Origin of the sequence: Bartonella sp. CL70QHWL, assembly GCF_042194855.1 — a bacterium.
Lineage (GTDB): Bacteria > Pseudomonadota > Alphaproteobacteria > Rhizobiales > Rhizobiaceae > Bartonella.
Map to the genome: position 1 here is coordinate 61,444 of NZ_JBHINJ010000003.1, position 25,495 is coordinate 86,938.

19 protein-coding genes are annotated in these 25,495 nt (G+C 40.2%); 12 read left to right on the forward strand and 7 right to left on the reverse strand.

Annotation, left to right across the window (positions count from 1 at the left end; genetic code table 11):
• Nucleotides 1-754: 754 nt before the first annotated feature.
• The 3 genes from ACFIJZ_RS02225 to ACFIJZ_RS02235 form a co-directional block, all read right to left on the reverse strand.
• Entirely contained in the window at nucleotides 755-1,339 is a 585-nt protein-coding gene (locus tag ACFIJZ_RS02225; protein WP_273790499.1) for a CarD family transcriptional regulator, read from the reverse strand.
• A 304-nt stretch (nucleotides 1,340-1,643) separates the two neighbouring features.
• Nucleotides 1,644-1,985: a ferredoxin FdxA gene (gene fdxA / locus ACFIJZ_RS02230; protein WP_273790498.1), complete on the reverse strand. Its 342-nt coding sequence runs from the start codon at nucleotides 1,983-1,985 to the stop codon at nucleotides 1,644-1,646.
• Nucleotides 1,986-2,006: 21 nt separating this feature from the next.
• Nucleotides 2,007-3,587 carry a hypothetical protein gene (locus ACFIJZ_RS02235; protein ID WP_375630916.1) on the reverse strand — a complete coding sequence of 527 codons (1,581 nt, stop codon included), beginning with the start codon at nucleotides 3,585-3,587 and terminating at the stop codon, nucleotides 2,007-2,009.
• 577 nt (nucleotides 3,588-4,164) lie between these two features.
• Here ACFIJZ_RS02235 and ACFIJZ_RS02240 point away from each other — a divergent pair.
• Nucleotides 4,165-5,076 carry an RNA polymerase factor sigma-32 gene (locus ACFIJZ_RS02240; protein WP_015856975.1) on the forward strand — a complete coding sequence of 304 codons (912 nt, stop codon included), beginning with the start codon at nucleotides 4,165-4,167 and terminating at the stop codon, nucleotides 5,074-5,076.
• A gap of 309 nt (nucleotides 5,077-5,385) precedes the next feature.
• Here ACFIJZ_RS02240 and ACFIJZ_RS02245 read toward each other — a convergent pair whose 3' ends face one another.
• Nucleotides 5,386-6,963: a M48 family metalloprotease gene (locus ACFIJZ_RS02245; RefSeq protein WP_375630917.1), complete on the reverse strand. Its 1,578-nt coding sequence runs from the start codon at nucleotides 6,961-6,963 to the stop codon at nucleotides 5,386-5,388.
• Nucleotides 6,964-7,110: 147 nt separating this feature from the next.
• Here ACFIJZ_RS02245 and ACFIJZ_RS02250 point away from each other — a divergent pair, with 147 nt between their 5' ends.
• The 4 genes from ACFIJZ_RS02250 to rimJ all read left to right on the forward strand — a co-directional run bounded on the left by ACFIJZ_RS02250 (nucleotide 7,111) and on the right by rimJ (nucleotide 11,229).
• Nucleotides 7,111-7,746 carry a thiamine diphosphokinase gene (locus tag ACFIJZ_RS02250; RefSeq protein WP_273790494.1) on the forward strand — a complete coding sequence of 212 codons (636 nt, stop codon included), beginning with the start codon at nucleotides 7,111-7,113 and terminating at the stop codon, nucleotides 7,744-7,746.
• Nucleotides 7,747-7,846: 100 nt separating this feature from the next.
• The gene (locus ACFIJZ_RS02255) at nucleotides 7,847-8,233 is read left to right on the forward strand and encodes a hypothetical protein (RefSeq protein ID WP_273790493.1); all 387 of its coding nucleotides are present in this window, start codon (nucleotides 7,847-7,849) and stop codon (nucleotides 8,231-8,233) included.
• Nucleotides 8,233-10,095 carry an ABC-F family ATP-binding cassette domain-containing protein gene (locus ACFIJZ_RS02260; RefSeq protein ID WP_273790552.1) on the forward strand — a complete coding sequence of 621 codons (1,863 nt, stop codon included), beginning with the start codon at nucleotides 8,233-8,235 and terminating at the stop codon, nucleotides 10,093-10,095. Before ACFIJZ_RS02255 ends, ACFIJZ_RS02260 begins: the two co-directional genes overlap by 1 nt.
• A gap of 570 nt (nucleotides 10,096-10,665) precedes the next feature.
• The gene (rimJ, locus tag ACFIJZ_RS02265) at nucleotides 10,666-11,229 is read left to right on the forward strand and encodes a ribosomal protein S5-alanine N-acetyltransferase (RefSeq protein ID WP_375630918.1); all 564 of its coding nucleotides are present in this window, start codon (nucleotides 10,666-10,668) and stop codon (nucleotides 11,227-11,229) included.
• A gap of 538 nt (nucleotides 11,230-11,767) precedes the next feature.
• Here the strand turns inward: rimJ and ACFIJZ_RS02270 are convergent.
• Nucleotides 11,768-12,028, reverse strand: coding sequence for a DUF2312 domain-containing protein (locus ACFIJZ_RS02270; RefSeq protein WP_005774567.1), 261 nt, complete (start codon nucleotides 12,026-12,028; stop codon nucleotides 11,768-11,770).
• A 262-nt stretch (nucleotides 12,029-12,290) separates the two neighbouring features.
• Here ACFIJZ_RS02270 and ACFIJZ_RS02275 point away from each other — a divergent pair, with 262 nt between their 5' ends.
• Entirely contained in the window at nucleotides 12,291-12,779 is a 489-nt protein-coding gene (locus ACFIJZ_RS02275) for a DUF1036 domain-containing protein (RefSeq protein WP_273790491.1), read from the forward strand.
• Nucleotides 12,776-14,212 carry a pyruvate kinase gene (gene pyk, locus ACFIJZ_RS02280; protein ID WP_273790490.1) on the forward strand — a complete coding sequence of 479 codons (1,437 nt, stop codon included), beginning with the start codon at nucleotides 12,776-12,778 and terminating at the stop codon, nucleotides 14,210-14,212. Before ACFIJZ_RS02275 ends, pyk begins: the two co-directional genes overlap by 4 nt.
• 1,474 nt (nucleotides 14,213-15,686) lie before the next feature.
• On the opposite strand, the gene ACFIJZ_RS02285 is transcribed toward pyk, so the two are convergent.
• Both ACFIJZ_RS02285 and ACFIJZ_RS02290 read right to left on the reverse strand, forming a co-directional pair.
• Nucleotides 15,687-16,070, reverse strand: coding sequence for a cell division protein ZapA (locus ACFIJZ_RS02285; RefSeq protein ID WP_273790489.1), 384 nt, complete (start codon nucleotides 16,068-16,070; stop codon nucleotides 15,687-15,689).
• A gap of 12 nt (nucleotides 16,071-16,082) precedes the next feature.
• Nucleotides 16,083-16,358 (reverse strand): DUF4164 domain-containing protein, encoded by a 276-nt coding sequence (locus ACFIJZ_RS02290; protein WP_005774573.1) that lies wholly within the window; start codon nucleotides 16,356-16,358, stop codon nucleotides 16,083-16,085.
• A 334-nt stretch (nucleotides 16,359-16,692) separates the two neighbouring features.
• Here ACFIJZ_RS02290 and tkt point away from each other — a divergent pair, with 334 nt between their 5' ends.
• The 5 genes from tkt to ACFIJZ_RS02315 all read left to right on the forward strand — a co-directional run bounded on the left by tkt (nucleotide 16,693) and on the right by ACFIJZ_RS02315 (nucleotide 23,863).
• Nucleotides 16,693-18,699, forward strand: a complete 2,007-nt coding sequence (tkt, locus tag ACFIJZ_RS02295) for a transketolase (RefSeq protein WP_375630919.1) — start codon at nucleotides 16,693-16,695, stop codon at nucleotides 18,697-18,699.
• A gap of 202 nt (nucleotides 18,700-18,901) precedes the next feature.
• Entirely contained in the window at nucleotides 18,902-19,909 is a 1,008-nt protein-coding gene (gene gap, locus ACFIJZ_RS02300) for a type I glyceraldehyde-3-phosphate dehydrogenase (protein ID WP_375611739.1), read from the forward strand.
• A 521-nt stretch (nucleotides 19,910-20,430) separates the two neighbouring features.
• Nucleotides 20,431-21,624, forward strand: a complete 1,194-nt coding sequence (locus ACFIJZ_RS02305; protein WP_375630978.1) for a phosphoglycerate kinase — start codon at nucleotides 20,431-20,433, stop codon at nucleotides 21,622-21,624.
• 109 nt (nucleotides 21,625-21,733) lie between these two features.
• Nucleotides 21,734-22,765, forward strand: a complete 1,032-nt coding sequence (locus tag ACFIJZ_RS02310; RefSeq protein ID WP_375630920.1) for a class I fructose-bisphosphate aldolase — start codon at nucleotides 21,734-21,736, stop codon at nucleotides 22,763-22,765.
• Between the two features lie 756 nt (nucleotides 22,766-23,521).
• Nucleotides 23,522-23,863, forward strand: a complete 342-nt coding sequence (locus ACFIJZ_RS02315) for a hypothetical protein (RefSeq protein WP_375630921.1) — start codon at nucleotides 23,522-23,524, stop codon at nucleotides 23,861-23,863.
• The last annotated feature ends 1,632 nt before the right edge of the window (nucleotides 23,864-25,495 follow it).

Below are 25,495 nucleotides of genomic sequence, written 5' to 3' on the forward strand. Positions count from 1 at the left end.
ATTGAAAGGGCAATGCCAACGTTCATTTTTATTGTTATTTTTTAAGTGAGCGTTACTGCTTTCAAAAGTATTTGGAATGCCTTTTACAGAATGGAGATGATGGTTTTAGTTCATGTTTTTTTTATCGCGTTCTTTAATGGGGGAATGCTTCTCATGCAAAATAGAGCGCCCACGACAAAATATGCTTATGTTGTACCGTCACGCGTTTTTTAAAAGGAATATTTTTCAATATTTGTGCTATCCATTTTATGACGGCGTTTTTGAATGTTATAATGGTTTTGTAGAAGGGTAAATGGTAAAATCTCGGTGTAGTGTATAAACGGCACTATGATCTTTACGCTTAATAAAAATCAAGTCCCGCCCCCTTACACATCTTGCCAGATTCCAATGTCGGTATATCCTTTGGTGCTTGAGACAGTGTCTTGCTCTTTTTGTACAGTTTTTACCCACAGATCAGCCTCGCTTGTGATTGACAAGCAAGTGATTTGATTAATTCAACATGAGAGCAATTTGAAATGAGTAATCTTACCATATTCAAGATTCTAATTTAATATGAATAATGCTAGATTATGATGATTAATCAGTTTGTTATCTATGAAGAAAGAAAATGAGGAGGAATTTGTCGAAAAGTTAGATTGTTTATAGATTGGCGCTGGTTAAGAAACTTTGTCCTTAAGGGCAGAGAGGATGTTAAAAAATAAAACCAGCTTTCGCTGGTTTTATCGAGATATCATCATTATGATGAAAGAGTGTATTACGCAGCGTAGACAGCTTTACTGTTTTCATCTGTTTCTTCTCTCTCAGTTTTAAACTCGCGTTCCGGCTTGTTGGAGAGATGCATCTCTATGAGATTGATAGCTTCTGTTTCAGAAAGACTATTAATAACCGCAATTTCGCGGGCCATTCTTTCAAGAGCAGCTGTATAAAGTTGGCGCTCAGAGTAAGATTGTTCAGGTTGTAGATTAGAGCGGAAAAGATCACGGACCACTTCGGCGATACAAATAAGATCTCCTGAGTTGATTTTGGCATCATATTCTTGTGCACGACGTGACCACATGGTCCGTTTAACACGTGCTTTTCCACGTAAAACTTTTAAGGCACGTTCGACAGAGTCACTAGCAGATAATTTACGCATTCCAACGGAAAGGGCTTTTGCAATGGGGACTTTGACATCCATCTTATCTTTCGCGAAATGAATGACAAAAAGTTTCAATTTATGTCCTGCAACTTCTTGATCTTCAATCGCTATAATTTGTCCTACTCCATGTGTAGGGTAGACGATATATTCAGAGGTTGCAAATTCTTTGGTCTTGGAAGACGTTCCATGTTGGGATGCCATATTTTAGTTTACTCCCTTATGATCAACAAATGTATCGGAAAACAGGTTATAAACCTGAGGGTTGAGTTTTCTTTAACCAAGTATATTGTACCAATTAAGTGAGCATAAAAGCCGAGTACTTTTAAATCCAAAAAAAATACATTGCTTTACTGTAAAAAGCAAAGAAAAATACTTAGAAAGATGATCATGTTAAAATAACACTAACATCAAACTTTAAAAGAATCAATCATTTCGCTTAAGGATTTTTTTATTTTTACAAGAGAAGTCTTTCAGTCGTTGAAGGAGGAGGGTGTACACTGTATCATTACTCTTCGCCACTTCCTGGATTTTCTGAAAAATACTTTTCTAATTTATTTGGAACGCCATCCATTTCTTTTGCTTGAGAAAGGGGATCTTTTCGGGTGGTTAGATTAGGCCATTTGTTTGCATAATGAAGATTAAGTTCTAACCACTTTTCTAATCCTGGTTCTGTATCAGGTAAAATCGCTTCTGCTGGGCATTCTGGCACACAAACACCACAATCGATGCATTCATCGGGGTGAATAACAAGCATATTTTCCCCTTCATAAAAACAATCAACAGGGCAGACTTCAACGCAATCCGTATATTTGCAGTGAATGCAGTTGTCGGTTACTACGTGGGTCAAGATCAAACTCCATTTGTTACTTTAATTCTCTTTAGAGGAAAGTGGGTGCGTGTTTTTATGATTGGTGAGTTGATCGCGTAGTACAGCTAGTTTCGCAAAAGGTGAATCAGGATTAAGGCGCTTTTCTTTGTGAAAAGGCTTATGATTTGCATGTTTTCCTTGGGATTTGTGGAACTTATGAGAGCGTTTTGCTTGTGATAGTGCTTCTTGAGGGGGATTTTCATTTGTGTGTTCCGCTTTTTTTACAGCGTTCTTCGATTTATTTTGCCACTTATTTCCTAATTTATCATGTTTTTTTTGTGCGTGGTGGTGAAATTGATGCTTATAATGCCATAATAAAATAACTTTACCTTCTTCTGTAGAGCGAGGGGATTTGGCAAAATTCCCAACAGGTTCAGCTGCTGGTAAGCGATTGGTTTTATGGAGATGTTTTTCAATACCAGAGGATAAAGTGTTTGGGTATGAGGTATTTTTTTCTTCTCGTGTTGTTTCTAAATCGCTTATTGTTTGCCATTGACTTCCAACGCATTCTGCTGCAGGAACATCTTGCATTGTCCTATTGACAGGGGAAGAGGCTTGGTGTGCAAAGAGATTTTGTTCAAAAACAGTATTGCTTATGCTGTACGATTGATAACCAAGTCCTTTGAGGATTTCTTCCATATCGTTTCCATTGGCCCCAAGAATGGACATCATGGCTGGTGTAACAAAAAAACTTTTGCCATCATAGGCTCCATCGGGTCTGGGATCACTTCCTTGTTTCCAATGAAGTGCGGGGCGGATGAGATTGGCAAGACGTTCTAAAATATCAATCCGTACAGCACGTTGTCCTAAGATTCGGTAGCCGGCTAATTGATAAAATTTGCGGTTATAGGTAGGGTCAACAATCAAAGAGGTTCGACCAGCAGATAATGCTGAAAAAATTTCACCCAAACCAGTTTGATCTTGTCCCGCATTTTGAAGATTCCACAGGAGAGTAATGGCTTGAACCGGAGCAGGTTTAAGCATTCCGGCAACATAGATGTGAAAAGCGCCAAAACGCACGCCTAGACGCCGAAGCACGGCACGTGATTCTTGCGCAAGTTTTTTGACAATGTCTAAAACTTCACGGCGTGGTAAAATCCCTAAAGAGTTAAAAAGTTGTAAAGCAAGACTGTTTGTTGAATCCGTTAAATTATCAGCATTGCGCAAATCAAACAGGGGTTTTAAAGTCGTTTCAAAATGAAAGGTGACAAAGCGTTCTAATCGCTTCACAACGTTATTGCGGGATTCTCCCGTGAGTTGTTCATCTGCTAAAACAATCAGTTTTGGTTTGAAAAAATCTTCTGTTGCTACAAGTTGTCCTACGGGTTGACCAATCCAGCGCACAATTCCATCAGAACTGAGGGTAAAATCTCCATTTGCACAAGCACAAAAACGTGTCGCGCGTTTGGAAAAAGCAAGAATCAAATTCTCATTCTCTGTTGAAATTTGCTTCTCAGCTATTTGATCGGTACTGTTTTTGTTGGCATAAAAACGAAAACCTTCAAATTTACCCCTTCCGTGTTTTTCAATGAGAATATCATCTTGAAGAATCTCATTCTGTTGAACAATCTTGCTATCCATGATCATTTTCTTTCTCAGTGTGACACTGGTCAAAAGCTTTTTGCGACAATTTCATAATGGTGCTCTTTCTTTAACACGTTTGTTGCGTTTGCTTCAATCACTCTTGTCATTTTTTGCTGTTTCTTTGCGCCTTTAAAACTTGAATGATTCTTTTTTTATTCAGTTTTCATTCAGTTTAGATGCTTTATATTTGCAAATTACACTTATTAGTTGTATTGTAAAGCTGAAAGCATGAATAAATTCTTCAATTTAAAAGGAAACGGAATTGGTTATCAAAAAACAGCATTTGTTTTGCGTGATCACTTTATTTTTTTTGCTGTTTTGTCATGAAAAGTGGAGAGAAAGTTTTTTCAAATATTTCATAGGCTAAAAGGCATGTTGTAAAGGCATTTTGCAGGTGAAATTGTGTCTTATGACAAGAAGTTTTACCATGACAGTAAAAAAAACAATTGCGATTATAAAATTACACGTTAAAGTAGCAGGTACAGAAGTTAACAACTTTTGCGTTCTTTTTAAGCAAAGAACAATGATGTCGTTGCCAAATCAATTTTGATAATTTTAATCGCAAGGGGTTATTATGGGTAATCTTTCAAATGCTGTTTATAAAAGCAGCAAAAATTATAGCGATGCAGACAAAAGCTTAGGACGTAATATGATGCGTTCTGCTATGCAAGCACCTTATCTTGAACGACAAAAAGAGCATGATTTGGCTCTGCGGTGGAAAGACAAACGTGATGATGATGCCATGCATCAAATTGCAGCGGCTCATATGCGTTTAGTGATTGCTATTGCTAATCGCTTTAAACGTTTCAAAATGCCATTGGGAGATTTGGTCCAAGAAGGGTATGTGGGACTATTGGAAGCAGCTGCACGTTTTGAACCTGATCGGGAAGTGCGTTTTTCAACGTATGCAACGTGGTGGATACGCGCTTCTATTCAAGATTATATTTTGCGAAATTGGTCAATCGTTCGAGGGGGAACGAGTTCTTCGCAAAAAGCACTTTTCTTTAATCTTCGGCGTTTGCGTGCAAAACTGATACAAGATGATAGTGCTTTGTCAAAACAGGATATTTTTCGCACAATCGCTGAAAAGCTTGGCGTTTCCGTGCGCGATGTTGAAACGATGGATTTTCGTTTTTCCAGTTCTGATAATTCCTTGAGTGTTTCTGTTTCTGAGAATAGTGATAATCCCATTGCTAAGATGGATGTTTTGGTGGATGATAGTCCTCTTCCTGATGCTTTAATTGAGCAAGTCATTGATGGTCAACGGCGTACACAGTGGCTTTACGATGCGTTGCAAATTCTCAACGAACGGGAGTTGGAAATTATTCGCTTTCGTCGCTTAAATGAAGAGGGGGCGACTCTCGAAGTTTTGGGTGAAAAGTTAGGAATCTCGAAAGAGCGCGTGCGTCAAATTGAAGCTAGGGCTTTGCAAAAATTGCGTTCTGCTCTCCTTACGGTTCATTCAGAAGACGCTTACGATATATAAGCAGTGAAATGCTTTGGGGGGGGAGGAGGAAAGAGAATATATTAAGTGGGGGCATATGAGAATATGATGAAGTCAGTTTTAGGGGGGGGCATATTTGTTTAGGAATATGCCTCCTTGGGGGCGCTACTGGTAAACAGAGGAAGACAGGGGGCAGAGTTAGTTGGAGGAAATATGTATCACACGGAGGCCTATAGAGGCATGATGAAATTGGATTTTAAAGTGTTCCTCCTTATTTTCGAATATGCTTTAAGGGGGAGGGCGTGATACAGATAGAAAAGAATTAAAACTGTAGCAGATGAGAAAAAGGGCTTATTCTGTAATAATTTTCACTTTGGTACCTGCGGGTAAAGTTTGCGTTGGTGAGAGGGCGTTGAGGATGCGAAAGAGTTTTTCTTTATATGGTGTGTATTGCATTTTATCTGCAAGATTTGCAACGGTTTCTCCTTGTTTAACACGAACAACACGGATTTTTAAGGGCTGCAATTTTTTTAACTGTGAAGATGAAAGAGAATGAAAGCTTTGTAGCGTTTTTTTGGCAACCTCTGCAAAATTTCGAGAATTATGTGGAGCGGCCGTCAAAAAACGAAAGATGTGGTTGTTGAATGGAATGGCAACCACATCAAATTGCCATTGATCATTGGTAGCATAGGCCTGTGCTCCAAGTAAACTTTGGCTTTGGAATCCTTGACGCGTAAATTCTTGATTGGGGAGCCCTTGAATTGTGATGGGGCGGATAGATGATTGGTCTAGCCCGAGAATCCAGCCGCTTTTCAAATAATCACTCGCAGATATTTCAGCAGGATGTGGAATAGCGTCAAAACGAATCGCAATTTTATCTGGTCCACTGGCCCAAACAGTGTGTGCTGAATGTTCTATTGTAAAATTATTTGGAACAGAAAAAGCTATGCGCAATTGTGGGTGAATAAATTGGTTGCCTCGTACAAAACCTGTATAAAAGCCTCCTCCAAAAATCATGCCATCAATGCTTTTGAGAAAAGAATCATGATCGGATATTGTACTATTCCCTTTACTGATTTTACGCGCTTTTTCTATCGCAAGCCGAATGCGTTGAGGGGTGGTTGGGTGAGAAGCTAGAAAATCTAGAGAGGCATTTTGGGTGCCGGAGATATTACGAAAAGCACTATAGGCTTCCATTGTTTGAAGAAAGCGCGGTGAAGCAAATGGATCATATCCTGATTGTTGGAGCATTTCGAGTGCAAGGGAATCAGCTTCCAGCTCTTGATTGCGGGAAAATTGCGCGAGTTGTTGCTTGTTTTGCATAGGGTTATGAAGTTTTTTGCCAATAGAAGAAAGAAGACGTGAAGACATGTGATTGGTCATCTTTAATTGGGCTTCTTTTTGCAGGCGTAAAATGCCATGATTAGCTCTGATATGTGCTATCTCATGGGCTAAAATGGCTGCAACTTCTGAAGAATCATTGGCTAATGCCAGCATACCACGAGTGATGTAGATCGAGCCATTGGGGAGCGCAAAGGCATTGACAGTTTCTGAGTTTAAAATTGTTACAGAATAGCTTTGATGAGAACTATGTGATGCAACTGCCAGTTTACGGACAATCTTTGCTAAAAGGTGTTCAAGTTTTGCATCATGATAAGCGCCACCATACATTTGCAGAATACGTGGGTGTTGCAGAGCGCTTAATGTGACATAGATATTGTGGTTGTTGGTACGTTTGATCGTTTTAGAAGAAGTGGAAGAAAGCCTATCATTTTGAGAAAGTGGTGTATGACAAGCCGAAAGGAGAAACGTTAAACTTATGAGAGTGGCTTTATACAGGCACGAGCGAAAAAGAAAATTGCGGTGAAAAATGGGGTGCGTTGGACCATGGTGCACATTATTTCTGCGGAGTAATTTGGCAAATTGCATTTGTATCTTTGTATCGTATGTTTCTTTAAGAAAGGCATTAGAGATAAGGATTCGTTTGGCTATATCATGCTTTTTGTTTATAAAAAATGACTCTCACTTATAAAAAGATGCACTGTAAAGAAAATTTTGTGAAAGGCAAAGTATGGCATGACAACATTTACGATATTATTAAATGGGGATGTTCATATCACTGATCGTTTGCTTAATCAAATTCAAAACAGTCGGGTAATTGCTGCTGATGGTGGTATGCGTCATGCGGCAGCGCTTAATGCGACGCCTGAGTTGTGGTTAGGGGATTTTGATTCATCAGATGAGAATTTAATACGTCAATATAGTCATGTTCCGCGTGAAGTTTTTCCCTCTGATAAAGATATGACAGATAGTGCTCTGGCATGTGAAAGAGCGCTGCAAAATGGCGCTAAAAAGCTTATTTTGTGCGGTGCTTTGGGAGGGGAGCGAAGTGATCACAGCCTTTCTCATATAACGCAAGCGTTGATGATGGCTGAAAGGGGTATTTCAGTGTTGTTGACAAGCGGTTTGGAAGAAGGTTGGCCAGTTTTGTCAAAACCTTGTTCGTATGATTTGCCTAAGGGATGTTTGTTTAGTATTATCGGTTTTTCTGATTTAAAAGGTTTAACTCTTAAAGGGGTAAAATGGCCAATTTGTGACAAAAATGTGTCATTTGGCTCTTCTTTAACACTTTCTAACCGTATTTGTGGAACCTTTTCTTGCCATTTAGGTTCTGGAAAAGCTATATTGTTAGTGTCTGTACCTATTCCATAAAGCTCTTCCAATATATTTTGAATAAGGCAGGGGGGGGCCTAGTGATGAAGTGCCGACATAAACGATATATGTATTGATCTTGAGAAGGAAAGGTTTTGATATGTTAAAATCAATTTTTAAAGTGGCCGTTGTTTCAGCCATTGGTTTCAGTTCAGTCGCTTGTACTACAAACGATGAACGCGTTGCACGTTACGGCGTAGGAGGAGCAGCAATCGGTGCTTTGGCTGGAACTGCTATTGCTGGAAGTACGCCTGGAGCAGCACTGACCGGTGCAGCATTTGGTGCTTTGGCTGGAACAGTAACAGGTGCAGCTGCAAATCAAAGAAAACAACAAAGACAGGTATCACAATTGTGCACGTATCGTGGTCGTAGAGGGCATGTTTACCAAGCACCTTGTGGACAGAGAGTTCCTGTACGACAATTATGTGCTTACCGTGATGCAAGAGGGGTGATGTATAAAGCACCTTGTCCGCGCCGCGTTCGTTAATGGCGGTGCCGCTTCTGCGGCTTGACCGCATTTTCTTAAATTTTGGAAAAACGCCTTTGCTCAATCAAGCTTGTTTATCGGTTGAGCAGGGGGCGCGTATTGCGCTGGTCGGCCGTAATGGTTGTGGAAAATCGACCCTATTAAAAATTGCCGCAGGAATATTAGAACCTCATGGTGGCGAAATTTTTCGCCACCCGCGAGTAACGCTCCGTTATGTCTCACAAAATCCGGATTGTTCAGGATTTGAAGATATTAATGCTTATATGGAAGCGGGGCTGGACGATACATCTGATGTCCAGTGGATCAATACGCTTCGCACAAATTTAGGGTTTTCTGGGGCGGAAAAATTGGAAACGCTTTCGGGAGGCGAAAAGCGGCGTGTTTCACTGTTACGGGCCATTGCTGCAAAACCCGATATTTTGTTCTTAGATGAACCAACCAATCATCTTGATTTACCAACCATTGAATGGCTGGAAGCTGTTTTGGCTTCTTTGCGTTCAGCGATTGTGGTGATTTCCCATGATCGGCGATTTTTAGAAAATGTTACGCGGTCAACGGTATGGCTTGATCGTGGCACAACCAAAAGACTGGAAAAGCGTTTTTCTGAGTTTGAAAATTGGCGTGATAAAGCACTGGAAGAAGAAGCCATCGAACAGCATAAATTGGGGCGCCAAATTGCTCGTGAAGAGCAATGGTTGCGTTATGGCGTGAGCGCACGGCGTAAGCGTAATGTACGGCGCTTAGGCGAATTAAAAGACTTAAGACAGCGTCATCAAACCTATAAAGGGCAGCCGGGAAATGCACTTTTGACAGCAGCAAAAAGTCATGATTCTGGGCAATTGGTGCTTGAAGCAAAGAAAATTTCAAAATCCTATGGTGATCGCATTATCGTGAAAGATTTCTCTTTGCGCATTCAGCGGGGTGATCGAATCGGGTTGGTGGGACCCAATGGAATCGGAAAGACAACGCTCCTTTCTGCATTAATTGGGCAAGAAGCCGTGGATAGTGGAACGGTGAGGCATGGCTATAACCTCTCTATGGCATTGCTTGATCAGCAACGTATTTTAAATGAAGAAGAAACTTTAGCGCATTATTTAACGGGAGGAAGAGGTGATACTCTTGTGATCAATGGGCTGGAGCGGCATGTGGTTTCTTATATGAAAGACTTTTTATTTTCACCGGAACAAGCACGCACTCCCCTTAAAGAATTTTCCGGGGGAGAAAGAGCACGCCTCATGCTTGCACGACTTCTTTCTCGTCCTGCAAATTTTTTGATTCTTGATGAACCGACCAATGATTTGGATATGGAAACTTTGGATTTGTTGCAAGAATTTATTGCTGATTTTGCGGGAACTGTATTGTTGGTCAGCCATGACAGAGACTTTTTAGATCGTACTGTAACGCATATGTTGGCACCTCAAGGTGATGGTCATTGGGTTTTGTATGCGGGCGGCTACAGTGATATGATGGCGCAAAACCAGCATGCTCTTCGTTTACAACGCAAAAAAACAGAATTATCGCAGCGTAAAGCACCTTCAAAATCTCATGCGGGAGAGCTTTCAAAGCAGGACACATCAACAGATCATGGCTTGATAGGGCGGGAGAAAAAAACACGAAGTAAATTGTCTTATAAGCAGGTTTATGCATTGGAAAAATTGCCTGAAGAAATTGCTGTTTTGCAGGACGAAATCAAAAAAATTGAGCAAGAACTCTCTGATCCAGCTCTCTATCGCAGTGATAAAGAGCGTTTTGAGCGTTTATCAACAACGTTGGAAAAAAAGAAAAATACTTGCACACAAAAAGAAGAAGAATGGTTAGAGCTTGAAATTTTACGCGAAGAAATGGAAGCGTGTTCACGGTAATGTTTTAGATATTAATATCTAAGCATTTTAATTCGTATTGCATCATCGCTTTTCTTTGATTTGTTACAAGAGTTTGTGGCTGATTTTGCGGGAACAGTGTTGTTGACGAGTTATGGCAGAGACTTTTTAGATCGCACTGTAACATATAGCACCTCAAGGCGATGGTCATTGGGATTTGTATACGGGGGCAGTGATATGGTAGCGCAAAACAAGCATGCTCTGAGCTTACAAGGCAAAGAAACAAAACTATCTTTGCCGTGAGTTTTTTCAAAATTTCGTATATGGAAATATGCCAGTTCCCTTGCATACTTTGCCAGTCCCCAATGTTGCTACAGCGCCCCTTGGAACTTGAGAGCATTCATAAGAAATATTCCCTTGTCTTTACCTTATGCTTTAAACATACCACCTCCGCTTATGATGGAAAAGCAAATGATCCTCATTGATTCTAACGTAAGAAGTGTTGTGATGAGGAAAGCTTACTGTATTCGACATTATGATTTGAGTTTAAAAATGATGATTTGTTAAGATAAATCAACGTGTTATTGTGACATTGTCTAGGAGGAGAAAATGATGGCAATTAAAACAAAGCGAACAATTTCTACATTGATCGGTTTAGAAGATGCAGCTGAACTGTCTTCTTATTACCTCCGTAATGCGAATCATCTGCATCCTTTTGAACCTGTTAGATCTGATGATTACCATACCCTAACAGCTTGGGAAACACGAGCCAATGCATTTGCTTGTGAAAGTGCACAGGGACAAGCATATCGATATGCTGTACGATTAAAAAATGAAAACACAGTCATCGGTGTTGTGAATTTTACAAATGTGGTTCGGGGTGTTTTTCAAGCCTGTCATCTTGGTTTTTCTCTTGATGAAAAACAACAAGGCAAAGGTCTCATGTTTGAGAGTTTATCGGCTCTAATACGCCATATCTTTCATGTTTATCATCTACATAGAGTGATGGCAAATTATAGACCTGAGAACATAAAAAGCGAACGTTTATTAAAACGCCTTCATTTTGAAAAAGAGGGCTATGCCAAAGACTATTTGATGATTTCTGGAAAATGGAGAGATCACATTCTAACCTCTCGAATCAATGATCTTTATGAGTCCGTTAATAGATTCCAATAAAGTTTTGTTAAGGGTCTTTTTATCAAATGTGTAAATATGCTGAATTTCTCCCTATCCTCAAAGATTAAGATCTTTAACCACCTCTTCTTTTATAAATAGTTTAGAATCTCGTTTAGCGGATTTCAACTGCTGACCATTTTCATATGTTTCTTTTCGTAGATAATAAATTGATTTATCATCATAATTCATTTTTTTTCAATTTGAAGAGAGTCCTCAATATCGGAAGACTTTCTCACTTCAAATTTATTGATGTTTAATCATAAAAAACACCTCTCTTGCACATCACAAACTGGGTTGGCATACAAGTGAGGGTTTATGTGGATAAACAATGATTGAAGAATAAGAATAAAAATTCTCTGTATAAATCCTTTTAAATGTGAGGGCTGTTGCAATATTGTGTATTCTGTGACCGATAGTCTCGTTACAAGTTACACAAACGGCTTATTGTTTGGGTGAAATTTTTATACATTCATTTATTTTTTGCCATTTGTTTTTTGTATTTTCTTTTCTTAAGAAAATTTCCAATGTTATCAATGGTTTAATTCATACCAAGCGCATTTTTATAAAGTTCAATGATTGCTTCTTCTTCCATTCTTTCATGCTCTTCTTTTTTACGCAGCCGTATAATGCTTCGAACAGCTTTACTATCAAAGCCAGAGCCTTTAAGTTCAGTGTAAACGTCTTTAATATCATCAGAAATGGTTTTTTTCTCTTCTTCTAGTCGTTCAATACGTTCGATAAAAGAGCGTAATTGGTTTACGGATATAGCGTGTGTTTGATCGGTTACTGTATCGTTCATTGTATTTTTCTCCAAGTTATATATTTTAAGTTGTTTTTCGACGACGAATTTATGTTAAAAAAGCTTGAAAATAAAAAGTAAATCAAGCTACACAGCTTTTTTACAAATTGACTTTAAATATTTTGTAAAATTTTTAAGATATATGCATTGATAAAAGGGCTATAAAAAGAAAAATATGAAAATATACGTTTTAGACTTGAAAAGCTTTTAAAAAAGAAATGTGTAATTTGTTTTGAGAATTTGACATTATAGAGGAAGTTTTGTGATTTTAAAAAAACGATATTGGGTGTTTCAGAAAGGATTAAAAGTTTTTCTCTTGAGTATTTTGCTCTTGTTTCCCCTCGTTGTTTTTGCAAAAGCTGACTTTAGAGTGTGTAATACAACCCAACAGTCTGTAGGGGTTGCTCTTGGATATCGTACATTTTCAGGGTGGGTGAGCGAAGGCTGGTGGACGGTACCAGTGACGGAATGTAAAACTTTAATTGAGGGGCCTCTTGCTTCACGGTTTTATTATTTTTATGCGGAAGGGGCACAAAAAAAAGGGAACTGGGCAGGCTCTGTGACCATGTGTGTACAAGATAGCCAATTTACCATTCAAGGGGTTCATGATTGTTTCCCTCGAGGATATCAAAAGGCTGAATTTAAAGAGATCGATACCGGAAATCAAACCAGTTGGATGGTACAGTTGACGGATGAGTCTTTGTTAAACAATTCAGTTATACCTTCTCTTTCAGGAAATTCTCCACCGTGAAACGTGCACGTAAAGTAAAAATTATTGCGACTCTTGGTCCTTCTTCTTTTTCTCGTTTGATGATTGAGAAGCTTTTTAGGGCAGGGGCAGACGTTTTTCGTCTTAATATGAGCCATACTGATCGTGATATGCTGGGTGATTTGGTCAAGTCTATACGAGAAGTTGAAAAAACAGTTCGACGCCCCATTGGTATTTTAGTGGATCTTCAGGGGCCAAAACTGCGTGTGGGGCGTTTTGCTAAGGGGCAAGAAGATTTGCGTGTTGGGCAAAGCTTTACATTAGATAATCGCGATGTTCTTGGTGATGCACAGCGTGTTTTTTTCCCTCATGAGGATGTATTTTCGGCTGTTAAACCAGGGGATCGGTTGTTGATTGATGATGGAAGGGTGGAACTGCGTGCGCAAGTTTGTGATGGTCATTCTGTACAGTGTCGCGTGGTTTCTGGAACCCGTATTTCTGATCGAAAGGGTGTCAGTTTTCCCGATACAATTTTGCCTTTTGATTCGATGACGTCAAAAGATAAGGAGGATCTTCAGGCTCTTTTACAGCAGCCTGTTGATTGGGTTGCTCTTTCTTTTATTCAACGTCCAGAAGATATTATAGCGGTGCGTCAGTTGACGAAAAGCAAGGTGTCTTTGATGGCTAAAATCGAAAAGCCTCAAGCCTTGGAGCATATAGAGAAAATTATTGAGGTATCCGATGGTATTATGATTGCACGGGGTGATCTTGGAGTGGAAATGCCCTTGGAAAAGGTCCCTGCACTTCAGATGGAGCTCATAAAAGCTTGTCGTTTAGCAGGAAAGCCTGTTGTGGTGGCAACACAAATGCTCGAATCAATGATTACATCTCCTGTTCCCACACGCGCAGAAGTGTCGGATGTTGCTACAGCAGTTTATGCAGGAACAGATGCGGTGATGTTGTCTGCTGAATCTGCTTCTGGTCGCTATCCTGAAGAAGCTGTGCTTATGATGGACCGAATCGCGCGGCAAATCGAACAGGATCACACTTATGCTGCTCAGGTTGGGGCACAACATCCAGCACCAGAATCAACAGGAACGGATGCGATTTCTCTTGCTGCGCGTCAGATTGCTGAAACACTTGCTCTATCCGCTATCGTTGCCTATACGGCTTCAGGAACAACGGGGGTGCGCGCCTCTCGTGAACGCCCTAATAGACCGATTATTGCTTTATCGCCCATTGTGGAAACAGCACGGCGTTTGGCTTTAGTTTGGGGGCTTCATTGTGTGGTCACGCAAGATGCACGGAGTTTAGAGGATATGGTTGATCGTGCAGCAGCTATTGCATTTCAGGAAGGCTTTTGCAAAGGAGGAGATCGCTTCCTTGTGACAGCTGGGGTTCCCCTTGGAACGCCCGGTGCGACAAATCTCTTGCGTATTGCTTCTGTCTCTCAAGATGGAACGAAAGGGATTTGAGCCGTTTACGCATGGTGTTTTTTCATGCGCCTTTGAACAGGCTTTAAAAACAACGGGTGCGCGCCTCTTGTGAATGCCTCCATAGAACCCATTATTCTTTTATCTCCTATCGTAAGATAGCAAGGTGTTGCATTAGGTCGTCCAGTTTGGGGATGGGAGCAGATGCGGTGATGTTGTCTGTTGATTTTGTTTTAGTTCTGAGGAAGCTGCTTTTACGGTAGGGCATTTAATGGGAGCCCCCCTTTTATTTCATTAAGGCATATTGGGGATTGCTTTATTGAGTTTATACGAGCGAGATGTTCATTGATAATGAGAATTTATTCTTTTTCTTTTTGAATGAGAGCCTTGAAATTGTTCTCATTTTAAACTTTTGCAAACAGAATTGAATAAAATTAAAATTATGTGCCTAAAAAATCGTACTGGTATGTTATGAGAAAAAGTGATGGGTGAATGTGTTTTTAAAATATGCTTTGTCTGATCATTTGCAACATATTGATTTATAATGATAATTTATCGTTATTAAACTTGAATTAGAACCCCGAATTCCGTAAAATTCTCTTCAATTTATTTATGTTTTGTTAATTATAACTCTTTGCTTGTACGTCACAAGCGGGTGGGACATGTGGGTAAAAATTGTACAAGAAAGGCATAATTCTTATGAACCGTTTTAAGAGCCAAGGGGGCTGTCGCAATATTGAGGGCTGGTTATAATGATGGTGCCGACTTGCTCTTTTATTAAGCTTGGAGATTTTGGGTGGTGGGGAGAGGAATATGGATTATTTGTTATAAGGATAAAAATAGCGGTAGAGGATGTTTTCAAGAGCTATTATTGTTGTTTATGATGTTTGAGGTTGTATGAGATTAACATACTCTTCGGTTTTGACTTTTTTCTTGCTCTAAAGGATGAAAATACTTAATTCACGCTGGTTTATAAATGATACGGTTCTTTTCGGTGGGTTTCATCGGATGGACATTCTAGGTGCAAAGACTCCATGGTGCTTATATTATTAAATGGCGGTGTTTTACGGTATAATAGATAAGGTTATTTTTTTAATATATTGAATCTGCTTGATATTATCTAGGGGCAAGGATTTTGGACATGCATTCATAGGGAACATGAATATAGCTCTTTTTTTCGAAGGGTGCTTTATTTGTTTGTTGCTGTTGTCATTTATATGATTTTTTTACAATGATGTTGGTTTTGTTATCTTATTGCGCTGTTAAAAGACATCTCATTTGAAATGTGGTGATATAAGGCAGCCTCCTTGATATAGGAAGCGTTTGTGCGGAGGTGAAATATTCAGGGTAGGGCTTTCTTGTTGAGGTTTAAGTTAATCCCATAAGTCGTGAGTAGCTGGAATCCTTCCTATAAGAAACCAGACTGTTTACAGACTGGCGTGGGTTTAAGAATTTTTATCCTGTGAGATGTGGCGGACAAGTCAAGTCTCTGGTTTATTATGCGCTGATGTACTTTTTAGAAATCTTCCTGTTCTTGTTCTTGAATGTTTGTGTGGTTTTGATCATCTTTGAGCAATTGGTTGGTGAGATTTTCAATGCGTTGTGTGGTGTCACGCATAATTTTCCCCATGGTGCGGTCTCTTTCGTTGTGGAGTCGTAAAAGAGCATTGTAGTCTTCTTGTAATTTTTTATTTTCTCGTTTTATTTCTTCCATTTCATCGATAATCATTATGCCAGCCATAACCGATAAACGATGGTCGCCAATTTCACCAAAATTGTTCTTTAAATGTGTGATATATTGATCTAATTGAGCAGCAAGCGCAATAAGACGACGTTCTTGTCCTTTGTCACAAGCCATGCGATAAATTTTACCATCAATGGTAACGGAAACAGTTTCCATACATTCAAACCTTTATCTATCAATGACAACGCGAATTGTTTCCATTGCTTTAATAAGACGTTTGGAAACTTCTTTGTTTACGGACTCTAAGCGTTCAATTTGGGCTTCAGCTTTGTCAAGCGCTTGGGCAAGATGGCTGCGGTCAGCATTCATTCGTTGGATTTCTTCTTCCCATTCGTTATTTTTATCAATAACGGCATTACGGTTTATTATGGTGATCTCTAAAGTTCTAAGTGCCTTTTCTAGGTGCTCTAAAGCATCTTGTAGAACTGTAGTCTCTTGGTTCATTGCTTTTATCCTTTGGGTAATTGTATCCTTTATCAATGTGTTATGCAAAAACGAATCACTTTCACTCTTGTGTTGTGTGCATTTTATTTTTAAGTATGTAAGATATTTTAGCAAGCAAAGCAGGGGATAGATATAAATTAAAAGCTGGATTTTTTGCGCGTATTGGCATAAATGACATGGATATACAGGACGCGTGAGGGGAATGTTATTAATGTTATTGAAGTGGTGGCAAAAAGTCTCACGCTAATGGTTAGAAAATAGTATTTCTTGAGAATTTTAAGAGAATACGGAAAAAGCAACAGAATAACGTATTTAACGAAATGGTCGATTATTCATGACAAACACCCACCAACAGAATCAGATGGCCAATGCTATCCGTTTTCTTGCTATTGATGCGATTGAAAAAGCAAATTCTGGTCATCCAGGCTTGCCAATGGGAGCCGCCGATATTGCTACGGTTCTTTATACAAGATTCCTTGCTCATGACCCCAAAAAACCTCGCTGGCCTAACCGTGATCGTTTTGTGTTATCAGCAGGACATGGGTCTATGTTGCTTTATGCTCTCTTGTATCTTTCTGGTTATGAAGATATTGGCATTGAAGATCTCAAAAATTTTCGCCAATTAGGAGCAAAGCTTGCTGGGCATCCAGAATATGGGCATGTGGCGGGAATCGAAACAACGACTGGTCCTCTCGGACAAGGGTTGGCGAATGCCGTGGGGATGGCTCTTGGAGAGCGTTTGCAAAATGCCCGTTTTGGTGATCTTATCAACCATTACACCTATGCGTTGGTGGGCGATGGATGCCTTATGGAAGGGATATCTCAAGAAGCACTTTCCCTTGCCGGTCATTTGAAACTCAATAAGCTTATTGTGTTGTGGGACGATAATAATATTTCTATCGATGGAGAGATTTCCCTTGCTGACAGTACAGATCAGATTGCGCGTTTTAAAGCTTCTGGTTGGGAGACACATAAAGTCAATGGGCATGATCAAGCAGCAATTGCGCGGGCTATTGAGGCGGCACAAAATTCCGATAAACCAACTTTGATCGCTTGTAAAACAACAATTGGTTTTGGAGCACCCAATAAAGCGGGTACCAATAAAGTTCATGGAGCCCCTTTGGGCGCACGAGAAATCGCTGAAACCCGTATCGCTTTAGGGTGGGATGCTGAGCCTTTCGTTATTCCAGCCGATATTCTCGATAATTGGCGCTTGGCTAGTCTCAATGCTGCTAAAAAACGCCAAAAATGGGAAGAAAAATTTGCTGATCTTCCTGTCTCAGAGCGTGTGGAGTTTGAAAGATTGATGCGGGGCGATCTCGTGGGCGGATTTGATGGCGCTATTGATACTTATAAACAGAAATTGGTTGAAGAGCGCCCCGTTGTTGCTACGCGTAAAGCTTCGGAAATGGCTCTTGAAGTGATCAATGAGGTCGTTAGTGAGACTATTGGTGGTTCGGCTGATCTAACCGGATCTAATAATACAAAAAGTAGCCAGATGAAAAGTATCTCTTCTGAAGATTTTTCAGGGCGCTATCTGCATTATGGAATTCGCGAACATGCAATGGGAGCTGTGATGAATGGTCTTGCCCTTTATGGCGGCTTTATTCCTTATGGGGGAACCTTTTTATGCTTTTCTGACTATATGCGTCCTGCTATGCGTTTGTCTTCTCTCATGGGGTTGCGGGTGATTTATGTCATGACTCATGATTCTATTGGTCTTGGTGAGGATGGTCCGACCCATCAACCCGTGGAGCATTTGGCTTGCCTGCGTGCAATGCCTAATCATTTTGTGTTTCGTCCTGCCGATGCTATGGAGACAGTCGAGTGTTGGCAATTGGCTTTGAAAGCACGCGGGACGCCTTCTACCTTGGCTTTAAGTCGACAAAATCTACCGCTTTTGCGTCAAGAGTATGAAGAAGAAAATCTTTGTATGCTTGGTGCTTATGAATTCCTAACAGCTAGCGATGATGCACAAGTGACGCTGTTTGCTTCTGGTTCAGAATTGCAAATTGCAGTGGAGGCACATACGGTGTTAGAAGAAAAAGGCATCCCAACGCGTGTGGTTTCTGTGCCTTGTTTTGAACTTTTTTCTCAACAATCTCTCTCCTATCAGCGTGCTCTCATTGGAGATGCACCGATTAAAATTGCCATTGAAGCTGCTGTCGCCCAAGGATGGGACCGTTTTATTGGCTGTGATGGTGTGTTTATTGGTATGGAGGGCTTTGGGGCAAGTGGAACAATTGATGCCCTTTATGCGCATTTTGGTATTACTTGGGAAAATGTTGTTGCCACCGTTGAAAAAGAGCTGGAAAAGATTAAAGAGGAAAAGACAAAGTGACAGCTTATGTTGTCATGAATGGGGTGATTGTAGGGCATCATATTCTGTGCAGTATTGTGGATGATCTTGTGCATTATTGTGGATAAGTGAGTGAGTGATCAAGATATTGACATTGTGGGAATTAATGATTTTGGATTGGTGAAATACCCATTTATTGTGTTTTAAATGTTGTGCTTAAAAAATTGATGAGGAAACATGTGAAATGACAGTTCGTGTTGCAATTAATGGGTTTGGTCGTATTGGTCGCAATATTTTACGTGCACTTGTGGAAAGTGGACGACAAGATGTTGAAGTGGTTGCAATTAATGATTTGGGATCGGTGGAAACAAATGCCCATTTATTACGCTATGATTCAGTTCATGGGCGTTTTCCTGGGATCGTTAAGGTGGTAGGGGATGCTATTGATGTGGGAGGTGGTTTAATAAAGGTATGCGCAGAGCGTGATCCTGCTCAATTGCCTTGGAAAGATTTGGATATCGATATTGCTTTGGAATGTACGGGTATTTTTACTGCGCGTGATAAAGCAAGTGCTCATTTAGATGCGGGGGCAAAGCGTGTTCTTATTTCTGCGCCTTCTGAAGGAGCAGATCTTACGGTCGTCTATGGGGTTAATCATCAATCTTTAAGCAGCGAGCATCGCGTTGTTTCAAATGCTTCTTGTACAACCAATTGTTTGGCGCCTGTTGCACAAGTTTTACACAATACGGTCGGCATTGAAAAGGGCTTTATGACAACAATCCATTCTTATACGGGTGATCAACCTGTATTGGATACAATGCATCGGGACCTTTATCGTGCACGTGCGGCAGCTCTTTCTATGATTCCTACCTCAACAGGAGCGGCAAAAGCTGTGGGATTGGTCTTGCCAGAATTAAAGGGATTGCTTGATGGTGTATCGATTCGTGTTCCGACCCCTAATGTTTCTGTGGTTGATTTGACATTTATCGCTAAGCGTTCCACAACAATCGAAGAAATTAATACAGCTATTGCTACTGCTGCACAGGGTTCTTTGAAGGGCGTTTTGGACACTACAGAAGAGAAACTCGTGAGTTGTGATTTTAATCATAATCCTCATTCAGCTATTTTCCACAATGATCAAACCAAAGTGATTGATGGTAAGCTCTGTCGCGTTCTGGTTTGGTATGATAATGAATGGGGCTTTTCTAACCGTATGAGTGATACGGCAGTGGCTTTTGCTAAGACAATATAAGAGGACCTCAGGGTCCTCTTTTTATAGGGAAAAGTCTCATTTTTGTGCAATTTTGAGAAAAATAGATAGAGGCTGTTGTTCTCATGCGCTAGAGAGAAGAGGCTATTGAAAAATTGATGATGTGTTTTGTTTTAATACTGTGTCAATACGTGCTTTTAAAAGATGCATGAAAGAGTAAACTTTTAAAAAGTAAGATCTGAACGAGATACCTTTTGAGAAAACGTTAGAAAACAGAAACAGGAGATGTAAACTCTTTTTCCTAGAAGTAAAAGGAAGCTTTAATAGAGATCAAGTTGAGCCAATGCATTTGTTTGCCACAATGGAATATGAAGATTAAGAGCAATGGTGGGCTTTTGTACATTTGACGATAAAAGCTTTGGATTTTTATTAAGAAAAGGGTGAGAGATAGGCTGTCGTGGATCTCTTGTAAAAGCAAAGAGGGGGATAAGTGGAAAGAAAAGTGGGCAGGGTTGTTGGATGCGTTTTTATTTGAAACAATGGAAAGTGAAGAGGAAGCAGTGATGGGGTTTCGTACACTTGATGATGTTGATGTTTTGGGCAAACGTGTTCTGGTGCGCGTAGATTTTAATGTTCCTATGGCACAGGGCAAAGTTTGTGACGAGACGCGTCTTGTACGGCATAAAGAGACACTCATTGAGCTACAAAAATGTGGTGCTAAACTTATTCTGCTTTCTCATTGTGGTCGCCCCAAAGGAAAGGTAGAGCAAGAGTTTTCACTCCGTCCTGTTGTGCAAGTGCTGGAAAAGATCATTAATCAGCCGGTTGCTTTTGCTCCGGACTGTATCGGTTCGGCGGTGCAGGTTGCAGTTGAGTCATTACAAAATGGTGGTGTTTTACTGCTTGAAAATGTTCGTTTTTATGCTGGTGAAGAAAAGAATGATTGTTCTTTTGCAGAAGCTTTGGCTCATAATGGAGATCTCTATGTTAATGATGCTTTTTCAGTTTCTCATCGTGCCCATGCTTCGGTGGAGGGAATAACGCATTTGTTGCCTTCTTATGCAGGACGCTCTTTGCAAGGTGAATTGCAGGCATTAGAAAAAGGACTTGGCAATCCAGCACGTCCTGTGGTTGCCCTTGTGGGAGGAGCGAAGGTTTCTAGTAAGCTTTTTGTGCTCAATCATTTGGTGGAAAAAGTTGACTCCTTAATTATTGGTGGGGGGATGGCTAACAGTTTTTTAGCTGCACAAGGTATCCATGTAGGAAAATCACTGTGTGAACATGCATTGATGGAAACGATAAAAAAAATCATTAAAAAAGCGCAAGAGTGTCACTGTACGCTTCTGCTCCCTCAGGATGCTGTCGTTGGATTTCGTTTTGAAAAAGATGCACCGCATCGTCTTTATGACATTGAAGATATTCCACAAGATGGCATGATATTGGATATTGGGACGCGCTCTATTGCGCATATCAATGCTGCGATAGATGAAGCTGCTACTCTTGTGTGGAATGGACCCCTTGGTGTTTTTGAGATGTCTCCCTTTGATAAGGGAACCATTGCCGTTGCACGCCATGCAGCAGAACGTAGTTTGACGGGAAAGTTGGTTTCAATTGCGGGAGGGGGCGATACGGTTTTTGCCCTTAATCATGCCGGTGTTGCCAATGATTTTACTTATCTTTCGACTGCTGGAGGAGCTTTTTTGGAATGGATGGAAGGAAAGACTCTTCCTGGTATTCTTGCCCTCATGCAGGCTTAAAGGGCTTCTTTGAAGGGAAGGTTAAAGAAAAACTATACAGTCGTGTAGAGTGTTTTTTGATAGTGTTGCGCATTTTTAGAAATTAAGACAAAATAAAGAGGAATTTTTTATGAATGAACGGCTTGAAGATATTGCACTTGCTTTGGTGCATGCAGGTAAAGGTATTTTGGCGGCAGATGAAAGTACGGCGACCATTGGAAAGCGTTTTGAAAGCATTGGTGTTGAATCCAATGAAGATAGGCGCCGTGCTTATCGTGAAATGCTTTTTAGTACAAAAGAAGCGATGGAAAACGCCATCTCTGGGGTTATTTTATTTGATGAAACCATTCGGCAAAAAACATCAACTGGGAAAATGTTGACGGATCTTATTCGGGATTCAGGCGCTTTGCCAGGGATTAAAGTTGATACCGGTGCAAAACCCTTGGCTGCTTTTCCCCAAGAAACAATTACCGAAGGGTTGGATGGTCTTCGTGAGCGGCTAAAAAATTATTATGCTTTGGGAGCACGTTTTGCTAAATGGCGTGCGGTAATTGCTATTGATGAACACACTTTGCCAACAAGAGGCGCCATAAGACAAAATGCACAAGCTCTTGCACGCTATGCTATCTTATGTCAGGAGTTCAATATTGTGCCCATTGTTGAGCCGGAAGTGTTGATGGATGGATCATCGTGTGGGCATTCAATTACACGCTGCTTTGAGGTGACACGCACTGTTTTGCAAGCTGTCTTTAAAGAATTGTTTGAAGCTCGTGTTCTTTTGGAGGGGATAATTTTAAAGCCCAATATGGTGATTGATGGAAAGGATGCTCGCAAGGCTTCTGTTGAAGAAGTTGCTGAAAAGACTGTCCAAGTGCTTAAACAGACTGTTCCTGCCGCTGTTCCCGGAATTGCTTTTCTTTCTGGAGGGCAGTCTGATCAGGAAGCAACGGCGCATTTATCTGCCATGAATTCTTTGGGCGTATTGCCTTGGAAATTGACCTTTTCCTATGGACGAGCACTGCAAGCAGCTGCCTTAAAAGCATGGGCGGGAAAAGATGAAAATATTGCTGTTGCACAGAAGGCATTTCGTCATCGGGCTCGGATGAACCATCTTGCGGCTTTGGGACAATGGACAAGAGAACAAGAAAAAGCGTGCGATTGAAGCACAAGCCCTGTTTTTAAATGCGGAGAGATTTTGCATGTTTCTGCGTGATTTTTTGTGCCCTCATCATGATAAAAATGGCGGGGGCGTTTTAGACTTGAAAGCTTTCTCAGAGAGTTTTTTCCTTGGACCTTTTAAAAGTCTTTAATGGGTGCTATCGAGAGATAAGATTGCGGGAGAGGTGCAATTTCGAGAAGGGGAGATAATGCTAGGAAATTTGTGAATGCACAGCACTTTAGTATGGTGTCGTTCATGGGTGGGCACTTGCTTTTTGAGTGAAAATCAGAAAGCTCATACTGTATTGAAGAGTTTGATATTGTGATATTTTTTCTTTTTCATGTTGTCATTACTTGTCATCAGCAGAATTTATTTTATTGCAGTTTCAAAGGTGGATTAAGCGGGTAGATTAGAGAGTTGCGATTTCTGAGCGGATTGGAATACAGCTTATGAAGCTTTTCTGCGTCAGGATAGCTTCCTCTTCAATGGGGGTAGTTTTTCTATTGGCGAACGAATTGAATAACTCTTGCGAAAGAAAATAGATTTGTACCTCAATAAAACACCTATTTTTTCGTTAAAATGGATAAATTTTTCTTGTATTTTGTGATGATATAATTAAAAATAAATAACTTCATAGCATCTTGGCTTAAAACGGGGGGAGTTGTGGACGGTATATCTTCTAAAAATAACAGCATATCTTCTAAGAATACAAGCATCAAAAGAAAAAATCGATACGCAGAACAGAGCTTTTCTGCAATTATGATGCGAAAATTGTGCAATATGGTGCGTGGGGTATTCGAAGGGATCTTTACAGTATTTACTTTCATAATTTTTATTATCTTGCTCAGCATACGTGGACCGGTTCATACCGCATTAAAAGTTTTTGGGTCGGTGAGTGGAATAGGGTGCTTTTTCTTTTTTGTCGGATACTACTTAGAACGCCGTGACGCAACAGCAGATGAAGCCGGTATATCGTTCGCATTACTCATGGCAATTGCTGAAGGCGTTTCTTCTATTTGCTGCCTGTCTGCTGCGTGGGGTTACGACGCTCTCTTATTCCGTTTAGCACCTCCTGGGTATGTTCTTATTCTCCCTGAATAAATAGGGTGCAATTCGTTTGCATACAAATCAAAATGAGAGGCTGTCTGCCTCTCAAATTCTTAATAATCGCTCTCCAAAATAATGACATCAGACCCGCGTTCAATGAAGGGGCTAACAAGCTTTGGGTCCTTAAGCCTCAAGGCAACCCTTTACAAGTTGCGCCTAACGGCATCCTTGACCTTAAGACAGAAAAACGGCTTATGAACAAACTCTCTTATTAAGCCACATCATCTTTTATTCTTCTCATGCGGTTCTGAAATCATGATATAAGGGGCAAGCTTCTCATCGTGCCTAAATGGTAACTTATCGTGTGTTAAATGGAAAAATGAGAAAAAGCATCTTTATGCAATATAATCCAATTATGATTTATTGATTTAAACATAAAGGGTTTAAAGCCTTCTACAAGACTGATACGATAAAAGGGGGGAAAGTTACCTATCTTAGAAACTAAGGCGTATTTTAGGTGCTCTTGATATAGCTATCTCACCAAATGGTTTTGAAGACTTATCCTTTTAGCTCTATTTATTAAAAGGTCATTTTGAGGGGGGCTTGGCTAATGAATGTAAAGGAAAATTAGCACGTAATATTTCGCTTTGCTGGTATAGATGCTGAATGAAGTTAATTATCTAGAGGATCACTGAAGAGGGAGCGCTAAAAAATGATGAAAATCCTCCGTACTTCGGTGAATGCATGGTTGAAGATATAATCGTAGAACTTGGCTTATCTGTTCCTGAAACAGCTGAATGGTTTGAAATGGTTAGGGTGTCAGTTCTGCATATGCTTGACTCGCTATACAAAAAAATTACGATTTCGTGCAAGCTTTAAAACATAAATACCCTAAAGATATATCCTCTTTGTACATGTTCTTATCATCGTTAAAATGCCTTCTTAAAGCACGACAGGGGATGCTATAAAATTGAGAGCTGTAAAATATATGGGGCAGGGGGTGAGAAGATGGTGTTCAATCGAAGTACTCTATCCTTATTTTTATGGGCTATGCCTGAAAGAGAGAGCTGGAGAGACGATTTGTGAGCAAAGAGAAAGTGTTTTGAGGTTGCGTGTCTGCAAGAGCAGAACAGTGGTCGTGGTGATATTTAAAAACAATAAATTTGATAAAATTTTACAATTTTGCCAAAAGCCAGTTTATTATAAAAGCTGTTGCTTATACGCGCTCATACAAAAGTTATAAGAAGCCCAAAAGTGCTAAAAAAGTCTTTGCTCTTTTTCAATAAGACGGATCTGCAAACAATATTCAAAAAGTGTTCGTGTTTTTGAAAGAGCATAAAAGGATACTCTTGCAATAGAGAGAAGCGTATTTGTGAGTTACAATTTGTCATGATTTTCGGTAAACACTATTGTTTAGAGCGGTGAGAGAGGGCATGAAAAAATTTTAATATTCAGTTTTTTAAAGAGTGTGGTCAGTCTTTAGGATAGAGCTTGTGTCCCTAGAGCCTATCAAATGAGCCGCATAAAGGCTTCAAGAAAGCGAGCACCTATTATACTTTTTGCCAGCGTATACTCTTTTGTCAGCGCCCCAATATTTTGACAGCCCTTAGAACGTAAAGGGGCAAGGGAGGTATTTTACCTCTTTCTTGTACCGTTTTACTCCACACGCCAACTCTGCTTGTGATG